Source organism: Microcoleus sp. LEGE 07076, from assembly GCF_015207455.1.
In the GTDB taxonomy this organism is placed as follows: Bacteria; Cyanobacteriota; Cyanobacteriia; order Cyanobacteriales; family Microcoleaceae; genus Microcoleus.
Genome location: NZ_JADEWV010000252.1, coordinates 1 through 7,458, shown reverse-complemented (window position 1 = coordinate 7,458; position 7,458 = coordinate 1). Strand labels below are relative to the sequence as shown.

Annotated in this window: 9 protein-coding genes; 6 read left to right on the top strand and 3 right to left on the bottom strand. The window is 45.0% G+C overall.

The window, feature by feature from the left end; genetic code table 11:
- The first annotated feature begins 726 nt into the window (after nucleotides 1–726).
- Both IQ270_RS26245 and IQ270_RS26240 read left to right on the top strand, forming a co-directional pair.
- Complete coding sequence (locus IQ270_RS26245; RefSeq protein WP_193976103.1) at nucleotides 727–1,137, top strand: AbrB family transcriptional regulator; 411 nt, start codon at nucleotides 727–729, stop codon at nucleotides 1,135–1,137.
- Between the two features lie 117 nt (nucleotides 1,138–1,254).
- On the top strand, nucleotides 1,255–1,692 hold the full coding sequence (locus IQ270_RS26240; protein WP_228056715.1) for a regulatory protein RecX: 438 nt from the start codon (nucleotides 1,255–1,257) through the stop codon (nucleotides 1,690–1,692).
- Nucleotides 1,693–1,921: 229 nt separating this feature from the next.
- On the opposite strand, the gene IQ270_RS26235 is transcribed toward IQ270_RS26240, so the two are convergent.
- Both IQ270_RS26235 and IQ270_RS26230 read right to left on the bottom strand, forming a co-directional pair.
- Nucleotides 1,922–2,437, bottom strand: coding sequence for a DUF4385 domain-containing protein (locus IQ270_RS26235; RefSeq protein WP_193976101.1), 516 nt, complete (start codon nucleotides 2,435–2,437; stop codon nucleotides 1,922–1,924).
- A complete protein-coding gene (locus tag IQ270_RS26230; RefSeq protein WP_193976100.1) occupies nucleotides 2,434–2,859 on the bottom strand; it encodes a DoxX family protein in 426 nt (141 codons plus the stop codon). Before IQ270_RS26230 ends, IQ270_RS26235 begins: the two co-directional genes overlap by 4 nt.
- A 419-nt stretch (nucleotides 2,860–3,278) precedes the next feature.
- Here IQ270_RS26230 and IQ270_RS26225 point away from each other — a divergent pair, with 419 nt between their 5' ends.
- On the top strand, nucleotides 3,279–3,878 hold the full coding sequence (locus tag IQ270_RS26225) for an IS607 family transposase (protein WP_193976099.1): 600 nt from the start codon (nucleotides 3,279–3,281) through the stop codon (nucleotides 3,876–3,878).
- Nucleotides 3,879–3,911: 33 nt separating this feature from the next.
- A complete protein-coding gene (locus IQ270_RS26220; RefSeq protein WP_193976098.1) occupies nucleotides 3,912–5,372 on the top strand; it encodes a hypothetical protein in 1,461 nt (486 codons plus the stop codon).
- 389 nt (nucleotides 5,373–5,761) lie between these two features.
- Here IQ270_RS26220 and IQ270_RS26215 read toward each other — a convergent pair whose 3' ends face one another.
- A complete protein-coding gene (locus IQ270_RS26215; protein ID WP_193976097.1) occupies nucleotides 5,762–5,932 on the bottom strand; it encodes a hypothetical protein in 171 nt (56 codons plus the stop codon).
- A 128-nt stretch (nucleotides 5,933–6,060) separates the two neighbouring features.
- On the opposite strand from IQ270_RS26215, the gene IQ270_RS26210 reads away from it, so the two are divergent.
- Complete coding sequence (locus IQ270_RS26210; RefSeq protein WP_193976096.1) at nucleotides 6,061–6,552, top strand: DUF4168 domain-containing protein; 492 nt, start codon at nucleotides 6,061–6,063, stop codon at nucleotides 6,550–6,552.
- A gap of 374 nt (nucleotides 6,553–6,926) precedes the next feature.
- On the top strand, nucleotides 6,927–7,364 hold the full coding sequence (ureE, locus tag IQ270_RS26205; protein ID WP_193976095.1) for an urease accessory protein UreE: 438 nt from the start codon (nucleotides 6,927–6,929) through the stop codon (nucleotides 7,362–7,364).
- Nucleotides 7,365–7,458: the final 94 nt, after the last annotated feature.

Here is a 7,458-nt window from a genome sequence, read left to right as displayed (position 1 = left end):
TCTCTCCCCTCTTCCCCTCAATCACCATACACAATATAAATGTGCAATAGCTGATTCCCCCGACGGTGGCTGCGCGATGTTTTTTGTCGCCGGGCCGATCGAGTCTGGATTTAGCTAAAACCCGTTCAACGAATCGGTGAAATTTGCTTGATTTTTTACCGGATTGCCCTCCCCGGACGGTTTTCTGTGCCAGTTATATGCCGAACACCTTAATAGAAGATTGCGACTCGGTATTTGGGGTTTTGAGGGGATTGGCAGCCCAAAAAACAGGGTTTACAACTAGCTCGCTGGCAGGGCATCGAGAACAAGTGCTGCCTCGCCTTGTTGAGGTAAAAGTTAACCCCGCGCGGGTAAATGCTTTCGGCAGATTTGTAGCGATATCGCGCTGTAGGTATTTCCATTCACGGCTGTCTTGCTTTTTGCTTTGACCGCAGACAGGATCTGGATTGGTGAATGCAGGGAACAGACTTTACTGTAAAAAAGTAAAGCATTTAATTTGTCACAATAATTCCCGGCGCGATCGCTCGAAGGGTTAGGGCAAGCATTTTGACCGTCAGCAGCAAATACATCGCTCTTCAAGCATCCTTACTTCCATCCCCGGTTTTGAGGCAGCAGAAATTTATCCAGAATCTTAATATTTTTAATTCTTAGTATTGACAGTGAAACAAAGTTAATCTAATGTGTTGTAATTGATATAAGTAAACTCCAATAACCGAGGTAAGGTCAATGGCAGAAACAGCTACAGCACCCTTAACAGGAAAAGGTCTGCTTCAAAAAATCAAAGGCAGCGATTTGCCGCGCAGAGAACTTGCAAAGCTTTGTGGCTACTTCACCGTCAGCAAGAGTGGAGAAACGCGGATTAACTTAGCTGAGTTTTACGATGCAGTATTAGCTGCTAAGGGCATTGAGCTAGAAAAGTCGAAAGCAGACGGACGCGGGCGAGAAGCAAGTTATCGAGCTAGCGTTCACAAGAATGGCTCGATCGTGATCGGGGCAAATTATACCCAAGAAATGGGATTAAAGCCGGGAGACGAGTTTGAAATTAAACTCGGATACAAGCACATTCGCTTGATTCAGATCGATGTGGACAGACCGGATGTGGAACTGGAAGATGAAGAGGAGGATACAGAAGAATAAAGGTGCTGATCCTGCAGTTAGCCTCGGTGGCGGCTGGATTTGGCATTCGCTACAGGAGTATTTGCGCGCTACCCTTCGATTTAACGGATGAACTGTCTTGACTATTTCTATTTTCTCTTGTCCCGCAAAGACTACAGTGCCTCTGAACTTCGCAAAAAGGGGCAAGAGAAAGGTTTTGGCAATGAAGAAATATTGGAGGCGATCGCGCAAATTCAAGACCGGGGCTATCAGTCTGACACTCGCTTGGTGGCAAACTCGATCGCCTCTGCTGCGGGCAAATACGGGAAATCCGCCGTGAAGCGCAAGTGCCTGCAAAAAGGAATTACTAGCGATTTGTTCGAGCAAGTCTGGGAAGAAGAAATTGCTGAAAATCAAGACTCGGAAACCGAAAAACTGGCAGAATTAAAAGCCAAAGTCCTGCGGAAATACAAGATCGAGGCGATCGGTAAAGTAGATCCAAAAACCAAGGGCAAAGTCTTGAAATACCTGCAATACAGGGGCTTTAATGCCTTTGAACTTTGGCGACAGTGGCAGACAGAAGAAGATGATGAGTAAATTGTAGGATCTGGTAAATCAATTTGCCCCCGAGATAGGCAAGCACAACTGCATTGCTGCCCCGGGGGAGAAATGGTAATTTCTGAGTTTTTGTAAGTTTATGTTCGATCGCGCCTGCTCAATTAACCGCAGGCGTTAACGGTTCGCGCCCGAAAGTCTGCAGCCTTTAAGCGGACTCGCATTCGGCACTACGAACCTCGTTTTTGAGAATAATCGACGAAACAGGATGTCAATCCTCAGACTTGCTTGAAGAAGATTCGTACATCTGCCGGTGTGCGGCTAAAAGCTGGAGATATTTCTCGTTGGTTTTGGCCAGCATCCATTTCTCTTTAAAAATGGCGGCGGATTCTGCTTTCACCGGATCTGGTTCGAGCGGCAAAATATCTTTTCGAGCTGCCGTTTGTTCTGCAACAGACGGCAGCTTTTGAGGATTCTGCTGGTATTTTCGGCCACTTTTATGGTTAGCGTAGCGGCGCGATCGAGTGTAGCCCATCTGCAAGAACTTGCGGGCCATGTCCGCTCCCACAAAATCCGAGCGATCGAGATACTCTAAAAATAAGGAATAAATTTTGCTGCTGGACTCCCTGGCAATTTCAGGAGTTTTAAATCTCCAAAAAGGCAGAATTTCTGCTTTGTAGGGTTCCACCAACAGCACTCCTTGTTCTCCTTTCCCCACCTGATAAAGTTCCGGGTGCTGTCGAAAGTCGATGTTCTTAAAATCCGCATTGTAGTCGAACTGTTTCATTGGGCGTTTTCTGTTGTATCTGGAACTATAGAAGCTCGGGGTTTACCTTCGTCTGGTTGGGTATAAACCCAGGCCCAAGCAATCAAGACAGCTTGAAAAGGCAGCCTGAACCAATACAATAATGGGTTGTGAGGAATCCCTTCTATGGGGATGCTGTTGACGGCTTGATTGATATTAGCTGGAAACACAGCAATAAATAAGGCAATTAAGCCCCACGCCGCCGCTCTGCTGACTGGCGGAACTAACAGCCCAATTCCGCCCAAAATTTCGAAAAAACCGCTGATATAAACCAATGCTTCCGGGTAAGGAAGCTGGGGCGGCATGATTCTGATAAAGGGTGCGGGTACTGCAAAGTGCAGCACGCCTACAATACTGATAGCTGCTGCGAGGATGACTCGCCAAATTTCTTTTTGAGTTTTCATGGGAAATCGGTAATTAATAATTGTTAAGCTGCTGCGAAAACTCTTGCAAAAGTTCGCTATCTGCGATCGACATGACAAGATGACTTAGGCACAAAAATTCAAGCGTTTCGGGTTTTTCTACTGTTGTCGGTGGCTGTAACGCTCTTATTTTTTAGAAAAACCCGGTTTCTGGGTGATTCCCCGACAAGTTTTTGCAGCCCCAAACTTGAGGAAGCGCCGACTCAAATCCAAGCTAGCAGCAGGCGATTACCGAAAACAGATAGCGCCCGTTTTGATAACAAGATTTTAGTGTCTACTTTTCTGCTGCTGCCTCTGTCTTGGGTAGTGAAACCTGATTTTTGGTTCCGGCTAGGGTTAACGACTGTTGACAATTTATCTAGATTTACCGAGAATTCAATAAATCAAATCTAGGTAGTTCAATGAACAGGCTGATCAGTATTGGTGAATTAGCAGAACTCAAGGCAGTGAGCGTTGACACAATACGACGCTGGGAAAAAGAGGGAAAACTGGAATCAGTCCGCACAGATGGCGGACATAGGCGATACCGTCTTTCGGACTTTGTTGAGCAAAAAATTGGAAAGACGATTGCTTACGCCAGAGTTTCCAGTCACGACCAAAAAGCCGATCTTGACAGACAGGATGCCGTCCTGTCGGGTTATTGCCAATCTTTCAACTGGGAGTATGAAGTTATCAGAGATTTGGGTAGTGGCATGAATTACCGCAAAAAGGGACTTACGAAATTAATCTCTACCATTTTAGATGGCGAAGTAGCTCGACTGGTGATCACGCACAAAGATCGATTGCTGAGGTTTGGCTCTGAACTCATTTTTTCACTCTGCGAATATCACGAAGTAGAAGTAGTCATCCTCAATAAAAAAGAAGATGCAACTTTTGAGGAAGACCTCGCAAGTGACGTTTTAGAAATTATCACCGTATTTTCCGCTCGGTTGTACGGCTCTAGATCGAGTAAAAACAAAAAGCTCATTCAAAAGCTTGCAGAATCTGTGCAAAGCGGTTAATGTACAAAGATATCACAGGGAGAGGTGGAATCAATGGCTACCTTAACTTACTGCAAAGGCTTGCCCACGCCAGCAAATGAACTCAACGAACTTGGATTTACAGATTTCGAGATGTTCTTGGAAGCTTACGCCCCAATTTTCAGGGCTGCAAGCATTGAAACAGTCAACCACTTACTTTTAAATACAGACTTCAAGAAGTCCGACTGGAACACGCACCTACAACAAACCTACGGCATCAATAAGCGCCATGCAAATGGCGTAATCAGCGCTGCCTCATGTCGTGCAGACGGCGCTAAAGAACACAGGATTTTACACGTAAAAACGCTTGAAGGAAAGATTAAATCCATTGGTGCGTGGATTAAAAAGGCTGAGCGCAAGTTAGCATTAGCTCGTAAGTTTTATGCCAAGAAAAAATGGCAGAACTCGAAGACAGGCTGCAATTTCCCTATAGCCTGTTCGCTCCAGCGCAAATCTACAAATTGGCAGAATTTACGCTTTCAAATACACAATAAAAAGCGCAGACTAACTTTGCTAGTTAATAGACTCGAACACTTAAAACTCAAGCCAATCAAAGTCTTCATTCCTCATGGTGATATTTTTGTCGTCGGCTCCAAGGATGAGTCTTTTGGCAATCAAGTCTGCCAGTGGAATGGGGGCAGAATAACTTTCAGAACCCCCAAATGCTTAGAGTCGCGATTTGGAAAAACCGTATCATCTGAGATTGGTAATTTCAACCGCAACGCAAGCAGACTACCAGAATGCGGCGCTAAGACCTGGCATCTTTATCGAAAGAATGGAAAGTGGGTTGTTGCCGTGCAGTTTACTCCCAAGCTTGTGAATCAAGTTTCTAGAGAGAGAGTGTATGGCTGTATTGGAATCGATATGAACCCCGGTTCTATTGGTTGGGCATATGTCGATACTGAAGGAAACCTCAAAGCCAAAGGGCAGATTCCATTGCAGATGGGTTTGCCGAATGGTAAACAACAGTCTCAAATTGTTGACGTCTGCCTGCAACTAGCAGTAAGAGCCACGGAGTTTGAATGTCCTGTGGTTTGTGAAGAGCTTGATTTCTCAACAAAAAAGCAATCGCTGGGAGAGAAAGGTAGAAAATATGCCCGAATGTTGTCGGGATGGGCATACGGCGAATTCTACAAACAACTGGGTTCTATTCTATCGAATCGTGGTATTGAGTTGATTGCGGTCAATCCAGCTTATTCAAGTATTATCGGCTTGGTGAAATATTTAAGAATGTATGGTCTAGCTAGTGATGAAGCGGCTGCACTGGTAATTGCTCGTAGGGCTATGAAATTAGGTGAAAAAATACCTCGCTCCTTAACCGCCTATTCTGAGGTGAACTCAGAAAAGCACGAGGAGAGCGAGTGGAACCAACTAAATAAAAAGATCAAGCGTTCCGCTAAAATATCACGTCGTTGTGATTATTATAGCGTTTCTAACTGGAGTTTCTTGGTCAACCTCAATACCGGGGAAGCGTAAGCGCTAAGAAGGAACGTTTAAAGCTTATACCGCAGAGCTTACCCAGGTTTGCCTAGGTTTTTACAAGCGGTGAGAGCATTCCCATGAAAGTAAAAAGCATTTTTTGTATTAGTCCGAACTCAGCCCGTGCGAACTCGCGGCATCTGGCACGAATTAAACATAAAACACAGATGCAGACGGCTGGGGATCGTGTCAAGCCAAACCAATTTGAGTTTCTGGCTTGACACGATCCCAAAAATAATGCAATTGTAGCCCCGCGCTCAACACCCTGATTCGATCGTTATAAAGTTGCCAATCTCACATCTCACATTTGATACCTCACATCTCACGCGGTATGACAGGCACGGAATCGAATCTAAATACAAGTAATTTGTCAAGTAATTTTAGAATTATTTAATGTTTGAGCTTTGAGAATTATTTGTAGAGGCAATTAGGAAATGCTCTGCAATTAAAATGACCGTCAAAATTTTGTGTTCTGCCAACTTCTGGTGAGATGTTAGGATGGGTTTACTAATTATCGAACTTGCTGCTAAAAAGTCGATCGCTCTAGCAATTACCAAATCCTTTTACTTAAATTAAAGATTTTCACTGCGTCGGCAGGAACTTTTTAGCCATCACACGATTCAAAAAGATTGAGCCGCCCAGCGCTGTGTCATTTTTATTTATACGCAAGCAATCACCGACGACCATGAACACCTCACTCAACATCTCTAAATTTCACTTAAACCGGCTCCTGCGACAATCGCTGTTTGCAGGCATCATGTCCGCAGCAGCTTTGGCTAGCGGATGGGCGCCCGGTTTGTACGGACAATCCCCAAGTCTCGGATTCGGAGCAGTAGCCCAAGCTCAAGAAATTAGCAATGCCGAAATTACTAGCTACGCTCGCTCTGTGTTGGGAATAGAACCCAGACGGGTGGAAGCTTATAACGAAATTAAAGAAATGGCTGGGGGCTCGGTTCCGAGAGTAGTGTGCAACGAAACTCAGGAAATTAACAGGCTGTCTGGAGGTGTTCGCGGCATCGCGGTGAATTACTGCCAACAAGCTAAAAAAGTTATAGAAACCAACGGTTTGACAGTTAGTCGCTTCAACCAGCTCACTTTGCTACTGCAAGCAAATCCGGCAGTCAAACAGCAAATTCAAGCTGAGCTGCTGCGACTGCAACAAGCGGGAAATCAATAAAATCGATAGTTTGAGTCTTTCTTCCTCTGTGCTTCTCTCAAACTTATGCTCCCTAAAAGCCAGCTTCGCGAGCAGGCTCGCTTGCCTATTTCACAAGAATTGTTGGAGGTTTGTCTAGTTTGAGTTACTAGACGAAATGCAAAATTTTTGGGAAAAGGTCGATCGCATTTCAAAAAGTGCTCGACAAAATCATAAAAGTATGCTGTCAAAAAACGAGAGCGGTTCAAAGAGATGACTATTTTGGATTAAAATTTAACGGTAGAGGCGGGCATTGGGCCCGCCCCACCCAAGGTAAATCGCAATTAGAGCTCAAAAATATATTCCTCAACAAAGTAGATGTGAGGTGAATTGCTCTCTGGCAATAAAATAGAAAAATGCTAACTTTCACAAAACATTTGCCTGCCGATCCCGATGCTGTTGTTAGCTTTATTTTACCTATGACAGCCGACGATCGCACTCGCAGCCGCTACCGATTCCAGAGGGAAACGGGAGAAAACCTGCACTTGATTTTGCCCAGAGGTACGGTACTGCGCGATCGAGATTTATTGCAGTCGGAAGACGGTAGCTGTGTGGTACTCGTAAGTGCAAAACCCGAACCGGTGTTGACAGCGCGGGCATCGACTGGGCTGCTACTGCTGCGGGCGGCTTATCATTTAGGAAACCGTCACGTAGCTTTAGAAGTTGCCGATAATTATTTAAGGCTTTCTCCCGACTCTGTTTTGCAGGGAATGCTGGAAAAAATGGGTTTGGAAGTAATAGAGGAAATTGTACCGTTTCAGCCGGAAATGGGTGCTTACGGGCACAGTCATTAGGACTTGGGAATTGGGAATTGGGAATTGGGAATTGGGAATTGGGAATTGGGAATTGGGAATTGGGAATTGGGAATTGGGAATGGGGAATTGGGAA